This is a genomic window from Ancalomicrobiaceae bacterium S20 (genome assembly GCA_040269895.1).
Lineage (GTDB): Bacteria > Pseudomonadota > Alphaproteobacteria > Rhizobiales > Ancalomicrobiaceae > Methyloraptor > Methyloraptor flagellatus.
In genome coordinates this window covers 1,437,605-1,455,692 of record CP158568.1, presented here as the reverse complement: position 1 = coordinate 1,455,692, position 18,088 = coordinate 1,437,605, and the positions used below count along the sequence as shown (strand labels likewise).

Below are 18,088 nucleotides of genomic sequence, written 5' to 3'. Positions count from 1 at the left end.
CGGCGTCGGTCCAACGCCCCCCTGCCGGGGCCACCGGCAATCGGCGCTCGATATCGCTCCGTCGCGGAACGACCGATCGCGGATCGCGAAAATCGTCAGGTGATAAGCCAGTCCGCCAGCGCCGCGTTGACGGCGTCGGGCGCTTCGAGCGTCGACAGATGCCCGGCGCCGGGCACGATCGCCAGATGCGCGTCGGGGATCGCCTCGGCCATCTCGCGCGCGACCGCGACCGGCGTGATGGCGTCCTCGGCCCCGACCAGCACCAGCGTCGGACAGGCGATCGCGCCGAGGTGCGGGCGGGCGTCGATCCGGTTCATGATCGCGGTCTGCTGGCGCACGAAGGCCGCCGGCCCGGTCGCCTCCGCCATCTCGCGCACGATTGCGACCAGGGTCTCACTGCCTTGATGCGCGGGCGCGAGCAGACGCGGCAGCTGCAGGCCGGGAATGCGGTCGAAGCCGCCCCTCTCGGCGATGGCGATCTGCTGGAGACGCGCCTCGCGCGCCGCTTCGGTATCGGCTTGCGCCTGGGTGTCGAGCAGTGCGAGCCGCGCGACCCGCTCGGGCGCGCGGCGCAGGATCGCCATCGACACGTAGCCGCCCATCGACAGACCGACGAGCGAGAACCGCTCCGGCGCTCGGGCCAGAATGGCCTCGGCGATGCCGTCGATCGTATCGGCGACCGTGTGGTCCGCGACGATCATTGCGCGCCCGGCCGCGCCGAATCGCGCGATCTGCGGCCCGTAGAGAAGCCCCGTGCAGTTGAGGCCCGGAACAAGCAGGATCGGCGTGTCGTCGGTCATCGGCAGCTCCTCGGCGGGGCCGGCGATCGCCGCGACCGCCCGCCCCCGCCGGTTCGAGAGAAGGATCGATGCGGACGAATCCGCCCACCCGTCAAGCTGAACCATGAACCGGGCGCGGGATGGTCAAATCAACCCGCGGAACGGCGACGCGCCGGCCGGCGCGCGGCGAACGGCCGTCCGAACCGAGGCGGGAGGAACTCAATCCCGCGTCGCCGGATCCCAATGCTCGTCGATCTTGCCGTCCTTGATCCGCCAGGTATCGAACCAGGTGGTCGAATAGGTCTTCGACGGATCGGCCTTGTCGGGCAGCACGCGCGGATAGAGCACGGTGACGAGGTCGCCCTCGGCGGTCACGGCGACGATCGGCGTGCTGATCCTGGCCGGAATCGGCGTCGGCGCCCGCTTCAGCACCTGGGTGAAATAAGCCACCACGCCGGCGCGGCCCGAGACTGCATTCGGATTGTGCTGGATGTAGCGCTCCGTGATCAGGTCCTCGGCGAGTTCCCAGTGGTTCGCCTCGAGCAGATCGCGCACCACGCGATAGACCACCTGCTTGTTGGCGTGGAGCTTCGGATCCGGGCTGGTGAACAGCGCCTCGGCGTCGCCGGCGCCGACCACCGCCTCCTGCGCGGCCGCCGTTCCGACGGCAGCAATGGCGAGAGCGCCCAGAAGCGCCGCGGCGATCGGAGATTTCGAGATCGACGACATCGACACCTTGGGGCCTCGCCGGTGGTGCGGTGAAAAGAGCGGGCGGCCGTCGGGGGACGACCGCCCGGGAGACCGACCGCGCGAGCGGGGGCGGCGCGCGGTCGGTTGGTGGGAAAAGAACGGGCGATCAGCCCTTCAGCGCCGCCGCGAGCGCGCTCTTCAGCGTGGTGGTCGGCCGGCCGATCAGCCGGCTCAGCGTGCGGCTGTCGTCGAAGAGCCCGCCCTTCGAGGCGCCGACGTCGGAATCGGCCAGCAGATCGGCGAAGGGTGCCGGCAGACCGATCTGCACCAGCAACGCGGCATAGTCGGCCTGCGGCATGTTTTGATAGACGACCGGCTTGCCGGAAACCTCGGCGAGGGCCGCGGCCCACTCCGCCATCGTGAAAGCCTCGTCGCCGGCCAGCTCGTAGAGGCTTGCCGGCGCATCCAGGGTCAGCGCCTTGGCGGCGGCGTCGGCATAGTCCGCGCGCGACGCGGCCGCGATCCGCCCATCGCCGGCCGCCCCGAACACGGCACCATGCGCGATCGCCGGCTGGATGTTGGCGTTGTAGTTCTCCAGATACCAGCTGTTGCGCAGCAACACGTAAGGCAGGCCCGAGGCAACGATACGCTTCTCGGTCGCGACATGCTCCGCGGCGAGACCGAGCGGCGAGGTGTCGGCATGCAGGATGCTCGTATAGACGAGCCGCTTCACGCCCGCCTTCACCGCCGCGTCGATCACGTTGGCGTGCTGGGTGGTCCGCTGGCCGATCTCGCTCGACGAGATCAGCAGCACCCGATCGATGCCGGCGAGCGCCGGGCCGAGCGTCTCGGGCTTCGAATAGTCGGCGGCGCGCACCTCGACGCCCAGCGCGGCGAGATCGGCGGCCTTGTCCGGCGATCGCACGGCGGCGACGATCGACGCGGCCGGAACAGTGGCGAGGAGCGCCTGGACAACGAGGCGGCCGAGCTGACCGGTGGCGGCAGTGACGAGAATGCGGGGCGACATGAACGAAACTCCTGTTGGTCTCGACTTGAAGACTGGTCTACAATAGAGACCGATAAGCGCGACCGTAAGGAGGCATCATTTCGTGTCCAGGGCACCAAAAGGGAACCGCCTCGCCATTGCCGAGCGGCTCGGCCTGTCGATCGGGCCCGATGGCACCGCCGACGTCGATTTCAGCCGTTGCCCGGTCCGCGACGTGCTCGATCACCTCGGCGACAAGTGGACCTCGCTGATCGTGCTGATGCTCGCGGAGGGGCCGCAGCGATTCAGCGCGCTGCAACGTGCCGTGCCGGACATCTCCAAGCGCATGCTGACCCAGTCGCTACGCAGCCTGGAGCGCGATGGCATGCTGAGCCGCCACGTCTATCCGACCAAGCCGCCGAGCGTCGAATACCGGCTGACCGACCTCGGCCGCCGGTTTCACGCCGAGCTGCAGCGTCTGGTCGCCTGGGCGGAGGCGAATCACGCCGAGATCCGGGCGGCGCGCCTGCGCCATGACGGGCTCGGCCCCGACGCCGCTCTCGATCTGGCCGAAGCGGTCTGACGCGCGCCGCCGGCGGGACCGTGCCCGCGGCAGCGCCCGCGCGCATGTCCCCACCCCTGAGGATCCACCTTCGGAGCGCTCGTCCCGCGCCCTCCACGCAAGGTTGTCGACGACGTTCAGCCACTGTCGTCCGCCACCGGCGCCCGCGGCAGGCGGTCTCATGACGAGCAGTTCAGAAGTCTCCGCGAGGCGGAAATCCGGGGCCCCGCGGCCTTTGACATTGACTTTTCACAGACAACACGTATCTTTATTGCGCGATATCGCAGTGCACAAAACTCTGTGTGCGTTTCACCGCACCGGTCCGCACCGATCCCCGGCCCCGCCGAACGCGCTCCAGACCCCCGACCCGCCGACCTTCGTCGCCGCGTCTTCCCGGTCCGGAATCAAGCATTCGGTCGGTCTTTGTCGATCAGGTCCGCCGTCGGTCCCGTGACGCCACAGCGACGGACACAATGACTTTTTCGACCCTCGGACTTTCCGATAAGGTGCAGGCCGCCGTAGAGGCCGCCGGCTACACGCAGCCGACCCCCATCCAGGAAAAGGCGATCCCGATCGTCCTGGAACGCAAGGATGTCGTCGGCATCGCCCAGACCGGCACCGGCAAGACCGCCTCCTTCGTTTTGCCCATGCTGACCCGGCTCGAATCGGGCCGCGCCCGTGCCCGGATGCCGCGCACGCTGATCCTCGAACCGACGCGCGAACTCGCGGCGCAGGTCGAGGAGAACTTCAACAAATACGGCATCAATCACAAGCTCTCGGTGGCGCTGCTGATCGGCGGCGTCTCCTTCGACGAGCAGCTGAAGAAGCTCGATCGCGGCGTCGACGTCCTGATCGCCACGCCGGGCCGTCTGCTCGATCTGTTCGGCCGCGGCCGACTGCTGATGACCGGCGTCGAGATCCTCGTCATCGACGAGGCCGACCGGATGCTCGACATGGGCTTCATCCCGGACATCGAGAAGATCTGCAAGATGATCCCGACGAACCGGCAGACGCTGATGTTCTCGGCGACCATGCCGCCGGAAATCCAGCGCCTCGCCGACATGTTCCTGCGCGATCCCGTGCGCGTCGAGGCCGGCAAGCCGTCGAGCGTGACCAAGACGGTCACCCAGCGACTGATCGCCGCCGGCCGCGAGCAGCACGAGAAGCGCGAAGTGCTGCGCGACCTGATCACCGACGCGCAGGATCTCAAGAACGCGATCATCTTCTGCAATCGCAAGCGCGATGTGCAGATCGTCTACCGCAGCCTCGAGAAGCACGGCTTCTCCGTCGGCGCGCTACACGGCGACATGGACCAGCGGGCGCGCATGGCGATGCTCGACGCGTTCCGCAACAACCGGCTGACCCTGCTCGTCGCCTCCGACGTCGCGGCGCGCGGCCTCGACATTCCGGATGTCAGCCACGTCTTCAATTTCGATGTGCCGGTGCACGCGGAGGACTATGTCCACCGCATCGGCCGCACCGGCCGCGCCGGCCGTTCGGGCACGGCAGTGACCATCGTCACCGATCTCGACGCGAAGGCCCTGGCGGCTGTCGAGAAGCTGATCGGCGAGGCCCCGGAGTGGATCGGCGAGCCGGCGGGCGAAGCGCCGCGCGGCGAGCGGCGGTCCTCCTCATCGGGTGAACGCGAACGCGGCCGTCGCGGCCGCAGCACCGAGCGCGAGCCGCGTCGCGAGGCCGGCGAACGCAAGGAACCGCGCGGGGAGCGGACCGAGCGTCCGGAACGGGCCGAACGCCCCGACCGTTCGGAGCAGCAGCCCCGCGCCGAGCGCCAGGAGGCCCGATCGGATCGGCAGGAGCCGCGCGGCGAGCGCCGCCGCGACGATCGAAAGCCTCGCGACCGCACCACGCCGCCGCCGGCCCGGACCGAACATGGTCGCGCCGAACATGGCCGCTCGGAGCAGCCGCGCGCCGATCAGCCGCCGCGCGAGCGTAATCCGCACGAGCGTCGCGAGGATCGCCGGCACGACCGACGGCATGATCACGACGAGCCGCCGGTGGTGGGCCTGGGCGATCACGTCCCGGCCTTCCTGTTGCGCCCCACGCGGCCGCTGCGGACGGCGTCCTGACCGACGCTACGTAATCTTGCTGGGGATACGGCACCCCCCTCGTACCAATACGGGGGGGGTGCTCGGCTGCGTTCGTAAAGATCGCAGCGTCTAGCATGCCAGTATTCCCCCGACACGAAACACAAAACAGATCGCACAACCATTCATTGCGATCCGTGCTTCATCGATCATATCGATTAGACTAGAAGCAATTGAACATGATAATGCAACCTCGGATATTCGTCACAGCGAGTTGCAAAGTCATCCATGCGGAGTAGTCGACCAACGACATCCATCAACATTGATCGAACATCGAAATCATGACTTCCGGAAGCTACTGAAATCCCCTAACGGCATTCCCGCTATTCATTTAACCGGCCCTTAATGCATTCGGTGATATCCGTATGGTGTGAGGGATGGGATTACGTGCCTCGATCTCTCGGGGCCGTGATCGAGAGGGTCAAATGAGCGAAAGAGACGATTTCCGTCGGACGCTCGCATATGGCGAAACGGCGATTGGGCATCTCCGGAAGAACGAGATCCCGGCGTATCCGCGCAATTACGAGCTCTGGTATACGTACGCGGCGGGATTCAATCACGCGCTGAATAAGACCGTCAACGAGATCCTCCGCACCCGCGGCAAGATCTCCGTGGCGGAGGTGAGCAAGGTCTACGACCAGTTCATCGCTCCGACCCGGCTCGGCGAACGGATCGAGGAGGTCGGCGGCAAGCTGTCGACCGAGATCGCCGACGTGGTCGGCATGATCGAATCGTCGCTGACCGCGACCTCCGACTACTGTGTGTCCCTCGACGAGGCGACCCGCAGGCTCTCCGGCACGACCGATCGCGAGAGCGTGTCGGGCATCGTCCAGAGCCTGATCAAGGTCACCAAGGACACCGAGACGACCAATCGCAAGCTCGAGCATCAGCTGGCCGACTCGCGTCGCCAGATCGCCGAGCTGCAGGAGAGCCTCGAGGCGATCCGCTACGAGAGCCTGACCGACGAACTGACCACGCTCGCCAATCGCAAGCACTTCGACCAGTCGATGGAGCGCGCGATCGCCGAGTGCGAGCAGTCGAACCAACCCTTCGCGCTGCTCCTGACCGATATCGACCACTTCAAGAAGTTCAACGACACCTATGGCCACCAGACCGGCGACCAGGTGTTGCGGCTGGTCGCGCTGGCTGTGAAGCAGAACGTCAAGGGCCAGGACGTCGCCTGCCGGTACGGCGGCGAGGAGTTCGCCGTGATCCTGCCGCGCACCAACCTGCGCCAGGCCGTGGTCGTGGCCGAGCACATCCGCGAGGCGGTCTATTCCAAGGAGCTGGTCAAGCGCTCAACCGGCGAGAACCTCGGCCGCATCACGATCTCGATCGGCGTGGCGAGCTGGCGCCGCGGCGACAACTCGCAGACCCTGATCGAGCGCTCCGACTGCTCGCTCTATGCCGCCAAGCGCGGCGGCCGCAATCTCGTGCGCTGCGAGACGGACACTGACGTCAATCTGGACACGCGCGTCGCCTGAACCGGCCGTGCGCGTCCGCTCCCATTGGACACGTCTCATGAAAAAGCCGGCCGCGAGGCCGGCTTTTCGCATCTCGGGATACCCCGCAGGACGCGGCGCGATGCTTACTTGGCGGCGGCGGCCGGCTGCATCTTCACGATCACATCCGGGTTCTGCACCATGCCGCCGGCGTTCTTGTCGCCCTTCTTGATCTTGTCGACGACCTCCATGCCGGAGACCACCTCGCCGACGACCGTGTACTGGCCGTTCAGCCAGGGCGAGCTCGCGAAGGTGATGAAGAACTGCGAATTGGCGCTGTTCGGATCGGAGGTGCGCGCCATGCCGACGACGCCGCGCTCGAACGGCCGCGCCGAGAACTCGGCCGGCAGGTTCGGCAGCGGCGAGCCGCCCGAGCCGGTGCCGGTCGGATCGCCGGTCTGGGCCATGAAGCCTTCGATCACGCGGTGGAACTTGAGGCCGTTGTAGAAGCCCTGCGCGGCGAGCGTGCGGATGCGCTCGGCATGCTTCGGCGCCAGGTCCGGACGCAGCCGGATCACGACCCGGCCGTCCTTGGTGTCGAGATAGATCGTGTTCTGCGGGTCGGACGCGGCCTGCTGTGCGGCGACGGGACCGGCCGCGAGTGTCACGGCGGCGAGGCCCGCGAGGGCGAGAAAGCGGCGCTTGAGCAAGGATGCCTCCTGAAGGGTTCTGGCGACGAAGTCGGAACGCGTGGTCGGAAAATGGATCAGCGCCGCCTCAACGGCGGCCGACAACGGCGGCGAGCCGCTCCGCCACGCCATGCGGCACGAAAGCGGTGACGTCGCCGCCGAGTTGGGCGATCTGCCGGACCAGCGTGGCGGTGATATGGCGGACGGTCGGCGAGGCCGGCAAGAGCACGGTGCGCACGGCCGGCGCCAACGACAGGTTCATGCCGGCGAGCTGCATCTCGTAGTCGAGATCCGTGCCGTCGCGCAGGCCGCGGATCATGATCGAGGCGCCGTACTGGCGAGCCGTTTCGATTACGAGGCCGGTGAACGAGATCACATCGACGCGCGACTGCGCGATGCCGAGCGTGTCGAGCGATTCGCGGATCATCGCCTCGCGGGTGTCGAAGTCGAACATCGGCGTCTTCGCCGGATGCACGCCGATCGCCACGATCACACGGTCGACCAGATCGAGCGACTGGGCGAGAATGTCGACATGGCCATTGGTGACCGGGTCGAAGGACCCCGGATAGAGCGCCGTCCTGGTCATCGTCCCTTCGCCTCCCGCCCCGTCGCGGCCTGGCCGTTCGGGGTCTCTGTTCATGCGCTGCCGTCTCGGACGCCGATCGGCGATCCCGCGACGCGCGCCCGGACCGGCACGCTGCCCGATCCACGGAACCTCGCCCATCCGAAGTCGTTGACCCCGCAGACGGACGCGCGTTCCGGCGTCCCCGCGGCTCTTATCCGTCCCCGCCCGGCAGGGCAAGAGACGGCCCCACGTCGCCGCCGCGGCCCATCGTTTCCGAGTTGAAACACGATCGCTCCGTCGGCGCAAACCGGCGGACACCGATGTCGCTTAACCTCCGGGTCCATGAACGATGAAGCCCGGATGAACGGACCGCTCGAAAAGCGTTCAGAGCGCCTCTGGCAAGCTCAGACCATCGAAAGGTCGTTCGGAAGGAGAACACCGATGTCGATCACGAAGACCGCCCTGTTTGCCGCCGCCGCGTTCCTTGTCGCCTCGCCGCTCGTCCTCACGGCAGCGAAGGCCGAGCGCAGCGGTGATCTGGAGGTCGCCGAGACGACGGTCGTGAAATCCGACCGCATCGGCGATGCGTTCCGGCTCGTCGCCAACTGCGACATGACCGTCGCCGCCGCGCTCGGCACCGACTGCGCCGGCAACGGCACGCCGCATCTGCCGCGCTTCATCACCGTCGAGCGCCGCGACGAACAGGCAGCGACCTCCACGCTGGTTCGCGTGCCGGTCACCGAGACCGCGAACCGCTGAGGTCCGCGTTCCGCCGTATTCGAGGGCCGACCGCTCCCCCTGACGGTCCTGCCCTCGCCTCGGCGCCCGAGCCGGCTCCGCTGACCCCGGAGCCTCAGGCGGAGGCGCCGACCGCATCCGAGGCGTGCGTGCCGTCCGTTGATCCGGCACCGCGCTTCCTCCCAGGCTCGTGGCTAGCCATCCAGCCACCACCTCGGGGGCGCGCTCATCCTGACGGGTGCGCCCCCTTTTTCTTGGGCGCATTTTGCAGGCACCGCCCCCGCGCCTGCGCCAAACGCCCCACCGCCAGCCGCCGTGTTCTGGACATATCCGCCCCCGATCGTGCTAGACGAAGCGCGGACTGTGGAGCCCGAAGCGCGACCGGCCGTTGCTCGGCTGCGGCCCGCCGTCAGGGATGGAGAGACCGGAATGATCCGACCGATAGGGTTCTGCGCGACGTTGCGGGCGGCCATGATCGCCGCCGGGCTCCTGCTCTCCGGCGGCACGGCGGCGCTGGTGCCCCTGGCAGTCGCGCCGGCCGCCGCCGCCGACGAGGCCCGGCTCGAGATCGTCACCGCGACCGGGCGATATCCGTTCCGTATCGAGATCGCCGCGACGCCGCAGGCGCGCGCGACCGGCCTCATGTTCCGCAAGGCGCTCGACGCCGACTACGGGATGCTGTTCGATTTCCACCGCGAGGAGCCGGCGTCGTTCTGGATGAAGAACACCTTCGTGTCGCTCGACATGATCTTCATCCGCGCCGACGGCACGGTGGCCAATCTCGCGACCGGGACGACGCCGTTCTCGGAGGAGCCGGTCTCCTCGGCCGGGCCGGTGCGCTTCGTGCTCGAGGTCGTCGCCGGCACGGCGAACAAGATCGGCCTGAAGGCGGGCGACCGGATCGTCCATCCGCTCGTCGCCGGCTCGAAGTGAGCCACCGCTGGGTCTCCCGACCCAGCCGTTGTCCAAAGACCGTCACGGATCCGAGCGTCACGACCATCGGACTTGCTTCATTCCGGCCGACAGGCGAGGTGCGGCTTGCGGAGGGACCGGCGGGCGGTGTAATCGAACCGGAGACGCGGACGCGATCGTCCGCCTCGCCGGGGCATAGCGCAGTCTGGTAGCGCGGAAGTTTTGGGTACTTCAGGTCGCAGGTTCGAATCCTGCTGCCCCGACCACCACCCGACGCCAGAATCCGGCCGGTCCGCGTCATCGCTGATGCGCCCACCGCCGATATCGCCCATCGCCATACCGCATCGCGGCATGCCCGTTCTTGCAAGGACCGCCGGTCGTTTGTAGGGTGCGCGCGAAACGGATCGCGTTCGCGACTCTCCGCGCCCGAGGGCTCGCGCCCCGAAGCGCGGGCGTCGGCGACGCCGAACTGGGAACTGTCCATGGTTGCGCGCATCTACCGGCCGGCGAAGACGGCCATGCAGTCGGGTCAGGCCAAGGCCAAGCGCTGGTGCCTGGACTATGAAGCCGAGGAGCCGCGCACGCCGGAGCCGCTGATGGGCTGGACCTCGTCGGCCGACATGAAGTCGCAGATCCGGCTGTGGTTCGAGACCAAGGAAGAGGCCGTCGCCTACTGTGAGCGCGAAGGCCTCGCCTATGTCGTGTCGGAGCCGCACGAGCGGACGCGCAAGGCGATCTCCTATTCCGACAATTTCAAGTTCGGCCGCATCGGCACCTGGACGCACTGACGCGTTCGGCCCCGGCCGTCGATCCCGCCCGCCCCGCACCGTCGTCCAATGAGGACGGAAGCCGGGGCGGATTCACGGCCCCGTAGCTCAGAGGATAGAGCAGCAGCCTTCTAAGCTGTTGGTCGCACGTTCGAATCGTGCCGGGGTCGCCATTCTGGCCCGTCGAGAGCCCAGCTCCCGCGCCACCGCATCGGAACGACGAAAGGCCGCGCAGGCGATCTGCGCGGCCTTTTTTGCTGTTGCCGAGCCGTAACGGTGACGATCAAGCGCGCAAAATGTTGTGCGCCGGGCCGAACGGGAAGCCGGTGATGTTCTCCGCACCAGTCTCGCCGATGACCAGGATGTCGTGCTCGCGGTAGCCGCCGGCACCGGGCTGGCCCTCGGGGATCGACAGCATCGGCTCCATCGAGACGACCATGCCCGGCTTCAGGATCGTATCGACGTCCTCGCGCAGCTCCACGCCGGCCTCGCGGCCGTAGTAATGACTGAGCACGCCGAACGAATGGCCGTAGCCGAACGAGCGGTAGCCGAGCAGGCCGTGCGAGCGGTAGATCTCGTTGAGCTCGGTCGCGATATCGCCGCAGCGCGCGCCGGGCCTGATCAGCTCGAGGCCACGGCGATGGACGTCGCAGTTGATCTCCCAGATCTTCATGTGCGCGTCCGAGGCGTGCTCGCAGAACAGTGTCCGTTCGAGCGCGGTGTAGTAGCCCGCGATCATCGGGAAGCAGTTGAGCGAGAGGATGTCGCCGGGCTCGACGGCCCGCGACGTCACCGGATTGTGGGCGCCGTCGGTGTTGATGCCGGACTGGAACCACACCCAGGTGTCCATGAGCTCGACGCCCGGAAAGGTGCGGGCGATCTCGCGCACCATCGCCTGCGTCCCGGCGAGCGCCACCTCGTGCTCGCGCACGCCGGCCTTCACCGCGTTGCAGACCGCCGAACCGCCGAGGTCGGCGATCCGCGCACCCTGCCGGATCAGCGCGATCTCTTCGGCCGACTTGATCGTGCGCTGCCACATGGTCGCCGACGCGACGTCGACGAATTCCACGCCCGGGAAGGTGTCCTCGAGCAGCCGGCGCAGGTCCAGGTTGACATGGTCGAACTCGATCCCCAGCCGCTTGACGCCGGGAAGCGCTTCCCTCAGCGCGTGAAAGTAATTGTCGCGCCGCCAGTCTGTATAGGTGATGTTGTCCGCGTGCCCGCGTCGCCAGGGCTGGCCCGCATCGATTCCGGCCGTCACCGTCAGGCACTTCTTGTCGGTCGCGACGCATGCGTAACGGCGCCCGAAGTAGCAATAGAGGAAGCCGGTGTAATAGGCGATGTTGTGATAGGATGTCAGGATCACGCCATCGATTTTCAGATCCTCGATGATCTTGCGCAGGCCGTCCTGCCGCCGCTCCATTTCACCGGTGGTAAACACCTGAAGCTCGCGATCACCATTGTGCATGATCTGCGTGCGCAACAATTCGTTCGGCTGAACCCGAGCGGTTCCCGTCATGATGATCGTCTCCGGTGATGGATGCCGCGTGGGCTCGGCCGCGCCGGACGCACGCCGGGCGAAACGAAGCCACGCGGCTGCAAGTGCATGCCGTAGCAAGAGAATTGAACAGGCGAACGGCTGCCGCGCTCGGGCCGTTGGCGACTTCGAGCGAACGGATGGCTGTCGGATCAGACCCTAGCGACGGCCATGACGGGCGCCAAATGATTATCGCAGATGGCGCCATTGATGGCGCTCATAACGCCATGTCTTGCCCGAGGCCGACCGAACTGAAGCGAAAACGTCGAAACACGACTGCCTGCCGATTGCTTCACTTTTCCCGATGCACTGGTTTGGAATTACCGCAACCGGCGATTTCGGCCTCGCTTTGATCGTCGTTTCACTATCCGGACCCGGAAACAATTGATCAGTTCGACGGCGACTGCACGCAAGCGCTGCCTAATTTTTAGCCAATCGAGATGAAACCCCGGCGGATCACGCCTCGCTGGCGGCGCGGGTCGCGTGGCAGCGTCCCATGGCGGTCTTCCCGCGCACGCATCAGCGCGATTTCGCGCCGGCGCGTCGCCTGCGGAAGGCAGCCCTGCGGGGCATCGGCGTCTGCGCCTCGTCGATCGGCAGCTCCGTCGCCTAACGCACTGATCGCATGGGACAAACCGTATCCGTTCCGAGCTCCACGGAGGCTTCGGCCCCGACAAGCGCGGCGAACTGGCACGGCCCTTGCGGATAGGGGGCCGGTTCGACCGTCGCAACAGCGAGGCAGCATGATCCGGTCGCGGTATCCCGCCCCCTACCCCGCCCCGTTCGCGGGCCTTGTCCCCCCGGCATCCGCCGGGACCCGCCCCGAAGAGGTTCTGTCATGAAGCTCGACGTCAGCGCGGCCGAGAGCTTCGTCGAGTTCGCCGGCATCCAGAAGACCTACGACGGCGAGGTCCTGGTGGTGAAGGACCTCAACCTGCGCATCCGGCGCGGCGAGTTCCTGACGCTGCTCGGGCCGTCCGGCTCGGGCAAGACCACCACCTTGATGATGCTCGCCGGCTTCGAGACCCCGACGGTCGGCAACATCATGCTCGACGGCGACCGCATCGACGCGGTGCCGCCGGAGAAGCGCGACATCGGCATGGTGTTCCAGAACTATGCGCTGTTCCCGCATATGAGCGTGGCGCAGAACGTCGGCTTCCCGCTCAAGGTCCGCGGCCGGCCCAAGGCCGAGATCGCCGAGCGCGTCGCCAAGGCGCTCGACATGGTCCACCTCGGCGCCTTCGCGGGCCGCATGCCCGGCCAGCTCTCGGGCGGCCAGCAGCAGCGCGTGGCGCTCGCCCGCGCGCTCGTGTTCGAGCCGAAGCTGGTGTTGATGGACGAGCCGCTCGGCGCGCTCGACAAGCAGCTGCGCGAACACATGCAGATGGAGATCCGCCATCTGCACGAACGCCTCGGCATCACAGTCGTCTACGTCACCCACGACCAGAGCGAGGCGCTGACGATGTCGGACCGCGTCGCGGTGTTCAACAACGGCATCATCCAGCAGATCGCGCCGCCGTCGGTGCTGTACGAGAAGCCGGCGAACTCGTTCGTCGCCCAGTTCATCGGCGAGAACAATCGCATCCCCGGCCAGATCGTCGCCGCCAAGGGCACCACCTGCACGGTCGAACTCGCGACCGGCACCAAGGTCGTCGCGACGCTGACCGACGCGGCCGGCGTCGGCGACGCCACCATGCTGTCGATCCGCCCCGAGCGCGTGAAGCTCGCGCCGCCCGAGGGCAGCATCGACAACCGTTTCGAGGCCACCGTCGAGGAACTGATCTACCTCGGCGACCACCTGCGCGTCCGCTTCCGGCTGGAAGGCGGCTTCGACGTGGTGGTCAAGGTCGGCAATGCCGAGGACCGCCCGGTCCTCGACATCGGCTCCCGCATTCCGCTCGGCTGGCGCACGGACGATTGTCGTGCGCTCGACGCGGCCTGAACCCAATCCCGAGAGAAGGTAGAAGGGGAAGTGTCCATGACGTTCAAAACCCTGACGGCGGCCCTGTCGGTCATCGCCCTCGCCTCCGCGAGCAGCGCCGCACTCGCCGCCGACGGTCTCACCATCACCTCGTGGGGTGGCGCCTACCAGAAGAGCCAGCAGGAGGCCTACTTCAAGCCCTATGCGGCCAAGGCCGGCATCAAGATCACCGAAGAGGAATACAACGGCGAAGTCGCGCGCATCCGCGCCATGGTCCAGTCGGGCAACACGACCTGGGACGCCGTCGACGTCGACGCCGCGACCGCCCAGCAGGGCTGCGACGAAGGCATCCTGACCCCGATCGACTATTCGAAGTTCGGCGGCAAAGACAAGTTCGTGAAGGGCTCGACCTTCGAGTGCGCGATCCCGACCATCATCTATTCGACGATCTTCGCCTATGACGGCGACAAGATCAAAGACGGCCCGACCAAGATCGCTGACCTGTTCGACACCAAGAAGTGGCCGGGCAAGCGCGCGCTGCAGAAGACGCCGTTCGGCAATCTCGAATTCGCGCTGATGGCCGACGGCGTGCCGGCCGACAAGGTCTACGAGACCCTGAAGACCAAGGAAGGCGTCGATCGCGCCTTCAAGAAGCTCGACACGATCAAGAAGGACGTCGTCTGGTGGGAAGCCGGCGCCCAGCCGCCGCAGCTGCTCGCCGCCGGCGAGGTCGTCATGACCACCGCCTGGAACGGCCGCATCTTCGGCGCCAACAAGGCCGACAAGAAGAACTTCAAGATCGTCTGGGACGGCCAGCTGCAGGACTGGGATCTGTGGGCGATCCCGAAGGGTGTCAAAAACCTCGAGGCCTCCTACAAGTTCCTTCAGTTCGCCTCGAGCCCGGAGCCGCAGGCCGAGCAGACCAAGTGGATCTCCTACGGTCCGGCGCTGGTCGCCGCGACGCCCTTCGTGCAGCCGGACATCCTCAAGGATCTGCCGACCGCGCCGGAGAACGCCAAGACCGCGCTCGCCAACGATCCGGTCTTCTGGGGTGACAACAAGGAAGAGCTGCTGAAGCGCTTCAACGCCTGGCTCGCGCAGTAAGGCCGCGTTGGCCGAGGTGCGGCTCGCCCGTATCCCCGGCAGTCGCCGCCTGACGCGCATCCCCTGACGACGCCTCCGGCGCGCCACCGCGCCGGAGCCCTCCCCGGACAACGGAAGATAAAGGCATGTCGGTCGACACGATGGGCGCTCTGCCGGGCGCGATCGAGGATAAGGTCTCGTTGAAGGCGAAGCTCAGGCGCGCGGAACGGGTCAATCGGCTCCGATCGCTGTCGCTGGTCGCGCCGCTGCTCGTCTTCGTGTTGTCGATCTTCGTGCTGCCGATCGGCATGATGATGTTCCGCTCGGTCGAGAACCCGGAGGTGCGCGACACGCTGCCGAAGACCGCCGCAGCGCTCGCCGCCTGGGACGGCAAGTCCGTGCCGGACGAGCCGGTCTATGCCGCGCTCGCCGCCGATCTCGCCCAGGCGCAGAAGGACCGCACCACCGGTCTGGTCGGCAAGCGCCTCAACTACGAAATCGCCGGTGCCCGCTCGCGTCTGCTGAAGGCCGGCCGCATGGTCGAGGCCGGCGGCGCGGGGCCCTGGAAGGACAAGTTCCTCACCTCCGACAAGGAATGGGGCTCCGTCCCGTTCTGGGCGGTGATGAAGCGTTCGACCGCGGCCTACACGCCCTACTACCTGCTGACCTCGGTCGACCTGCGCCAGGACGTCGCCGGCGCGATCGTCAAGGCCGAGCCCGATCAGGCGATCTTCCTCGACGTGTTCACCCGCACGATCTGGATCAGCCTCCTGGTGACGGTCGCGACACTGGTGCTCGGCTATCCGGTCGCCCATCTCCTGGCGATCCTGCCGGCGAAGCATGCCAACATGCTGATGATCCTGGTGTTGCTGCCGTTCACGACCTCCATTCTGGTGCGCACGACCGCCTGGATCGTGCTGTTGCAGACCAACGGCGTCATCAACGACATCCTGGTCGCGCTGCATTTCACCACCGAGCGGGCGCAGTTGATCTTCAACCGCTTCGGCACCGTGCTGGCGATGACCCACATCCAGCTGCCCTTCACGATCCTGCCGATCTACTCGGTGATGAAGTCGATCCCGCCGTCGCACCTGCGCGCGGCGCGCTCGCTCGGGGCCGGCCCGTTCACGGCTTTCGCCTCGGTCTACGTGCCGCAGACGCTGCCCGGCGTCGGGGCCGGCTGCCTGCTGACCTTCATCCTGTCGCTCGGCTACTACATCACGCCCGCGCTCGTCGGCGGTCCGCAGGACCAGATGGTGAGCTATTTCGTGGCGCTCTACACCAACAAGGAGCTGAACTGGGGCCAGGCCTCGGCGCTCGGCGCGCTCCTCCTGTTCATCACGCTCGCGCTCTACGCGGTGTTCAACCGCGTGGTCGGCATCGACAAGGTCAAACTGGGCTGATCGCCAATGCTCGCGCCGTCCTATGCCACGCCCAAGGAACAGTTCGCCTACACGCTGTTCGCGATCTATTGCGCCTTCGTGTTCCTGTTCCTGATCGGGCCGATCCTGGTGATCATCCCGCTGTCGTTCTCCTCCGAACCCTGGTTCACCTACCCGCTACCGGGTGTGAGCCTGCGCTGGTACGAGGATTTCTTCTTCAACGAGCGCTGGCGCGTCGCGATCCAGAACAGCGCGATCGTCGCCTTCTTCTCGACGATCCTGGCGACCGCGCTCGGCACGCTCGCAGCCCTCGGTCTCGCCCGTGGTAACGTACCGTTCCAGGGCCTGATCATGTCGATCCTGATCTCGCCGATGATCGTGCCGGTGGTGATCGTCGCGGTCGCCATGTTCTTCGGCTTCGCCGCGGTCGGGCTCAACAACACCTACATCGGCCTGATCATGGCCCACGCGATCCTGGCGACGCCCTTCGTGGTGATCACCGTGACCGCGACGCTGACCGGCTTCGATCGCTCGCTGACCCGCGCCGCCGCCTCGCTCGGCGCGGCGCCCTGGACGACGTTCCGGATGGTGACGCTGCCGCTGATCGCGCCAGGCGTCACGTCGGGGGCGCTGTTCGCCTTCGTCACCTCCTGGGACGAGGTCGTGGTGGCGCTGTTCTTGTCGAGCCCGGAACAGCGCACGCTGCCGCGCCAGATGTTTTCCGGCATCCGCGAGCAGATCTCGCCGACGATCACCGCTGCCGCGACCTTCCTGGTCGTGTTCGCCGCGCTCCTGATGGCGACGATCGAGCTCCTGCGCCGCCGCTCCGAGCGCCTGCGCGGCTCGGGCATCGCCTGAGCCTCCGATCTCGGCAATAGTCCCCAGTGCGGGCGGCCTCGGGTCGCCCGTTCGCCTCTTCTCGATCTCAAAACAACAACAGATGGGAGCGTGACGCCGCCATGGCCCACGGTTACGAATCCGGCCGCCTCGATCTGCCCTTCGTCGGCCATTGCACCTTCGGCAAGCGCCCCGCCGTCACAGACTGGTCGGCCATCGATGCCGATGTCGCGGTGCTCGGCATTCCCTACGACATGGGCACGCAATACCGCTCCGGCGCCCGCTTCGGGCCGCGCGCGATCCGCGAGGCGTCGACGCTGTTCTCCTTCGGCCACGGCGGCGCCTATGACCACGAGGACGACGAGACCTATCTGCCCTTGTCGGAAGTGAAGATCGTCGACGTCGGCGATGCCGACATCGTCCACACCGACACCCGCAAGAGCCACGACAATGCCGAGCGCGCCGTGAGCGCGATCTTGGCGGCCGGCGCCATGCCGGTCGTGCTCGGCGGCGACCACGCGATCAACATCCCCTGCATCCGCGCCTTTTCGGATCAGGGCCCGATCCACATCCTGCAGATCGACGCGCATCTCGACTTCGTCGACGTCCGCCACGGCGTCACCGAGGGCCACGGCAACCCGATGCGCCGCGCCGCCGAGCAGGATCACGTCACCGGCCTGACCCAACTCGGCATCCGCAACGTCTCCTCGACCGCGCGCGAGGGCTACGAGGACGCCCGCGCGCGCGGCTCCTCGATCCGTTCGGTGCGGCAGGTGCGCCAGCTCGGTGTCGCGGGCGTGCTCGACCTGATCCCGGCCGACGCGCGGCTCTATGTGACGATCGACATCGATGGCTTCGATCCGTCGATCGCGCCCGGCACCGGCACGCCGAGCCACGGCGGCTTTCTCTATTACGAGGTGATGGAGATCCTGCAGGCGGTCGCCAAGCGCCAGGAGATCGTCGGCATCGACCTCGTGGAGGTCGCCCCGGCCTATGACCCGAGCGGCATCACCGGCTTCCTCGCCGCGCAGGTGCTGCTCAACTTCCTCGGCTACATCTTTGCGGCGAAGAAGAAGCGCGGCGGCTGACGGCAG

17 protein-coding genes and 2 tRNA genes are annotated in these 18,088 nt (G+C 67.1%); 13 read left to right on the top strand and 6 right to left on the bottom strand.

Going from position 1 to position 18,088, the window contains the following annotated elements; all coding sequences use genetic code 11:
* Window positions 1-95: 95 nt before the first annotated feature.
* The 3 genes from ABS361_06820 to ABS361_06810 form a co-directional block, all read right to left on the bottom strand.
* Window positions 96-800: an alpha/beta fold hydrolase gene (locus ABS361_06820; protein XBY45949.1), complete on the bottom strand. Its 705-nt coding sequence runs from the start codon at window positions 798-800 to the stop codon at window positions 96-98.
* Window positions 801-998: 198 nt separating this feature from the next.
* Window positions 999-1,508 carry a nuclear transport factor 2 family protein gene (locus tag ABS361_06815; protein ID XBY46836.1) on the bottom strand — a complete coding sequence of 170 codons (510 nt, stop codon included), beginning with the start codon at window positions 1,506-1,508 and terminating at the stop codon, window positions 999-1,001.
* A 127-nt stretch (window positions 1,509-1,635) separates the two neighbouring features.
* Window positions 1,636-2,496 carry an SDR family oxidoreductase gene (locus ABS361_06810; GenBank protein XBY45948.1) on the bottom strand — a complete coding sequence of 287 codons (861 nt, stop codon included), beginning with the start codon at window positions 2,494-2,496 and terminating at the stop codon, window positions 1,636-1,638.
* 133 nt (window positions 2,497-2,629) lie between these two features.
* Between ABS361_06810 and ABS361_06805 the strand changes: the two genes are divergently transcribed.
* The 3 genes from ABS361_06805 to ABS361_06795 all read left to right on the top strand — a co-directional run bounded on the left by ABS361_06805 (window position 2,630) and on the right by ABS361_06795 (window position 6,605).
* Window positions 2,630-3,037: a helix-turn-helix domain-containing protein gene (locus tag ABS361_06805; protein ID XBY46835.1), complete on the top strand. Its 408-nt coding sequence runs from the start codon at window positions 2,630-2,632 to the stop codon at window positions 3,035-3,037.
* Between the two features lie 452 nt (window positions 3,038-3,489).
* Window positions 3,490-5,103 carry a DEAD/DEAH box helicase gene (locus ABS361_06800; GenBank protein ID XBY45947.1) on the top strand — a complete coding sequence of 538 codons (1,614 nt, stop codon included), beginning with the start codon at window positions 3,490-3,492 and terminating at the stop codon, window positions 5,101-5,103.
* A 443-nt stretch (window positions 5,104-5,546) separates the two neighbouring features.
* Window positions 5,547-6,605, top strand: a complete 1,059-nt coding sequence (locus tag ABS361_06795) for a GGDEF domain-containing protein (protein XBY45946.1) — start codon at window positions 5,547-5,549, stop codon at window positions 6,603-6,605.
* Window positions 6,606-6,709: 104 nt separating this feature from the next.
* On the opposite strand, the gene ABS361_06790 is transcribed toward ABS361_06795, so the two are convergent.
* Window positions 6,710-7,231 carry a peptidylprolyl isomerase gene (locus ABS361_06790; protein ID XBY46834.1) on the bottom strand — a complete coding sequence of 174 codons (522 nt, stop codon included), beginning with the start codon at window positions 7,229-7,231 and terminating at the stop codon, window positions 6,710-6,712.
* 109 nt (window positions 7,232-7,340) lie between these two features.
* Complete coding sequence (gene coaD, locus ABS361_06785; protein ID XBY45945.1) at window positions 7,341-7,838, bottom strand: pantetheine-phosphate adenylyltransferase; 498 nt, start codon at window positions 7,836-7,838, stop codon at window positions 7,341-7,343.
* 420 nt (window positions 7,839-8,258) lie between these two features.
* Here coaD and ABS361_06780 point away from each other — a divergent pair, with 420 nt between their 5' ends.
* The 5 genes from ABS361_06780 to ABS361_06760 all read left to right on the top strand — a co-directional run bounded on the left by ABS361_06780 (window position 8,259) and on the right by ABS361_06760 (window position 10,407).
* Complete coding sequence (locus ABS361_06780; GenBank protein ID XBY45944.1) at window positions 8,259-8,576, top strand: hypothetical protein; 318 nt, start codon at window positions 8,259-8,261, stop codon at window positions 8,574-8,576.
* A gap of 408 nt (window positions 8,577-8,984) precedes the next feature.
* On the top strand, window positions 8,985-9,488 hold the full coding sequence (locus ABS361_06775) for a DUF192 domain-containing protein (GenBank protein ID XBY45943.1): 504 nt from the start codon (window positions 8,985-8,987) through the stop codon (window positions 9,486-9,488).
* Window positions 9,489-9,656: 168 nt separating this feature from the next.
* Window positions 9,657-9,733 (top strand) — tRNA-Pro (locus ABS361_06770).
* A 216-nt stretch (window positions 9,734-9,949) separates the two neighbouring features.
* Window positions 9,950-10,255, top strand: coding sequence for an ETC complex I subunit (locus ABS361_06765; protein XBY45942.1), 306 nt, complete (start codon window positions 9,950-9,952; stop codon window positions 10,253-10,255).
* A 76-nt stretch (window positions 10,256-10,331) separates the two neighbouring features.
* Window positions 10,332-10,407: transfer RNA gene (locus ABS361_06760), tRNA-Arg, on the top strand.
* Between the two features lie 110 nt (window positions 10,408-10,517).
* On the opposite strand, the gene ABS361_06755 is transcribed toward ABS361_06760, so the two are convergent.
* Window positions 10,518-11,753, bottom strand: coding sequence for a M24 family metallopeptidase (locus ABS361_06755; protein XBY45941.1), 1,236 nt, complete (start codon window positions 11,751-11,753; stop codon window positions 10,518-10,520).
* 856 nt (window positions 11,754-12,609) lie between these two features.
* On the opposite strand from ABS361_06755, the gene ABS361_06750 reads away from it, so the two are divergent.
* From ABS361_06750 to speB, 5 genes are all read left to right on the top strand, one after another.
* Complete coding sequence (locus ABS361_06750; GenBank protein XBY45940.1) at window positions 12,610-13,713, top strand: ABC transporter ATP-binding protein; 1,104 nt, start codon at window positions 12,610-12,612, stop codon at window positions 13,711-13,713.
* A 36-nt stretch (window positions 13,714-13,749) separates the two neighbouring features.
* Window positions 13,750-14,796 carry an ABC transporter substrate-binding protein gene (locus ABS361_06745; GenBank protein XBY45939.1) on the top strand — a complete coding sequence of 349 codons (1,047 nt, stop codon included), beginning with the start codon at window positions 13,750-13,752 and terminating at the stop codon, window positions 14,794-14,796.
* Window positions 14,797-14,921: 125 nt separating this feature from the next.
* Entirely contained in the window at window positions 14,922-16,178 is a 1,257-nt protein-coding gene (locus ABS361_06740; protein XBY45938.1) for an ABC transporter permease, read from the top strand.
* 6 nt (window positions 16,179-16,184) lie between these two features.
* On the top strand, window positions 16,185-17,015 hold the full coding sequence (locus tag ABS361_06735; GenBank protein XBY45937.1) for an ABC transporter permease: 831 nt from the start codon (window positions 16,185-16,187) through the stop codon (window positions 17,013-17,015).
* A gap of 101 nt (window positions 17,016-17,116) precedes the next feature.
* Window positions 17,117-18,082, top strand: a complete 966-nt coding sequence (gene speB / locus ABS361_06730) for an agmatinase (protein ID XBY45936.1) — start codon at window positions 17,117-17,119, stop codon at window positions 18,080-18,082.
* Window positions 18,083-18,088 lie beyond the last annotated feature (6 nt).

Bases quoted from the DNA above. Each gene is read 5' to 3' on its own strand.
- ABS361_06800 (XBY45947.1), top strand. From the start codon at position 3,490: ATGACTTTTTCGACCCTCGGACTTTCCGATAAGGTGCAGGCCGCCGTA.
- ABS361_06750 (XBY45940.1), top strand. From the start codon at position 12,610: ATGAAGCTCGACGTCAGCGCGGCCGAGAGCTTCGTCGAGTTCGCCGGC.
- ABS361_06745 (XBY45939.1), top strand. From the start codon at position 13,750: ATGACGTTCAAAACCCTGACGGCGGCCCTGTCGGTCATCGCCCTCGCC.
- ABS361_06740 (XBY45938.1), top strand. From the start codon at position 14,922: ATGTCGGTCGACACGATGGGCGCTCTGCCGGGCGCGATCGAGGATAAG.
- ABS361_06775 (XBY45943.1), top strand. From the start codon at position 8,985: ATGATCCGACCGATAGGGTTCTGCGCGACGTTGCGGGCGGCCATGATC.
- ABS361_06765 (XBY45942.1), top strand. From the start codon at position 9,950: ATGGTTGCGCGCATCTACCGGCCGGCGAAGACGGCCATGCAGTCGGGT.
- speB (XBY45936.1), top strand. From the start codon at position 17,117: ATGGCCCACGGTTACGAATCCGGCCGCCTCGATCTGCCCTTCGTCGGC.
- ABS361_06815 (XBY46836.1), bottom strand. From the start codon at position 1,508: ATGTCGTCGATCTCGAAATCTCCGATCGCCGCGGCGCTTCTGGGCGCT.
- ABS361_06795 (XBY45946.1), top strand. From the start codon at position 5,547: ATGAGCGAAAGAGACGATTTCCGTCGGACGCTCGCATATGGCGAAACG.
- ABS361_06820 (XBY45949.1), bottom strand. From the start codon at position 800: ATGACCGACGACACGCCGATCCTGCTTGTTCCGGGCCTCAACTGCACG.
- coaD (XBY45945.1), bottom strand. From the start codon at position 7,838: ATGACCAGGACGGCGCTCTATCCGGGGTCCTTCGACCCGGTCACCAAT.
- ABS361_06735 (XBY45937.1), top strand. From the start codon at position 16,185: ATGCTCGCGCCGTCCTATGCCACGCCCAAGGAACAGTTCGCCTACACG.
- ABS361_06755 (XBY45941.1), bottom strand. From the start codon at position 11,753: ATGACGGGAACCGCTCGGGTTCAGCCGAACGAATTGTTGCGCACGCAG.
- ABS361_06810 (XBY45948.1), bottom strand. From the start codon at position 2,496: ATGTCGCCCCGCATTCTCGTCACTGCCGCCACCGGTCAGCTCGGCCGC.
- ABS361_06780 (XBY45944.1), top strand. From the start codon at position 8,259: ATGTCGATCACGAAGACCGCCCTGTTTGCCGCCGCCGCGTTCCTTGTC.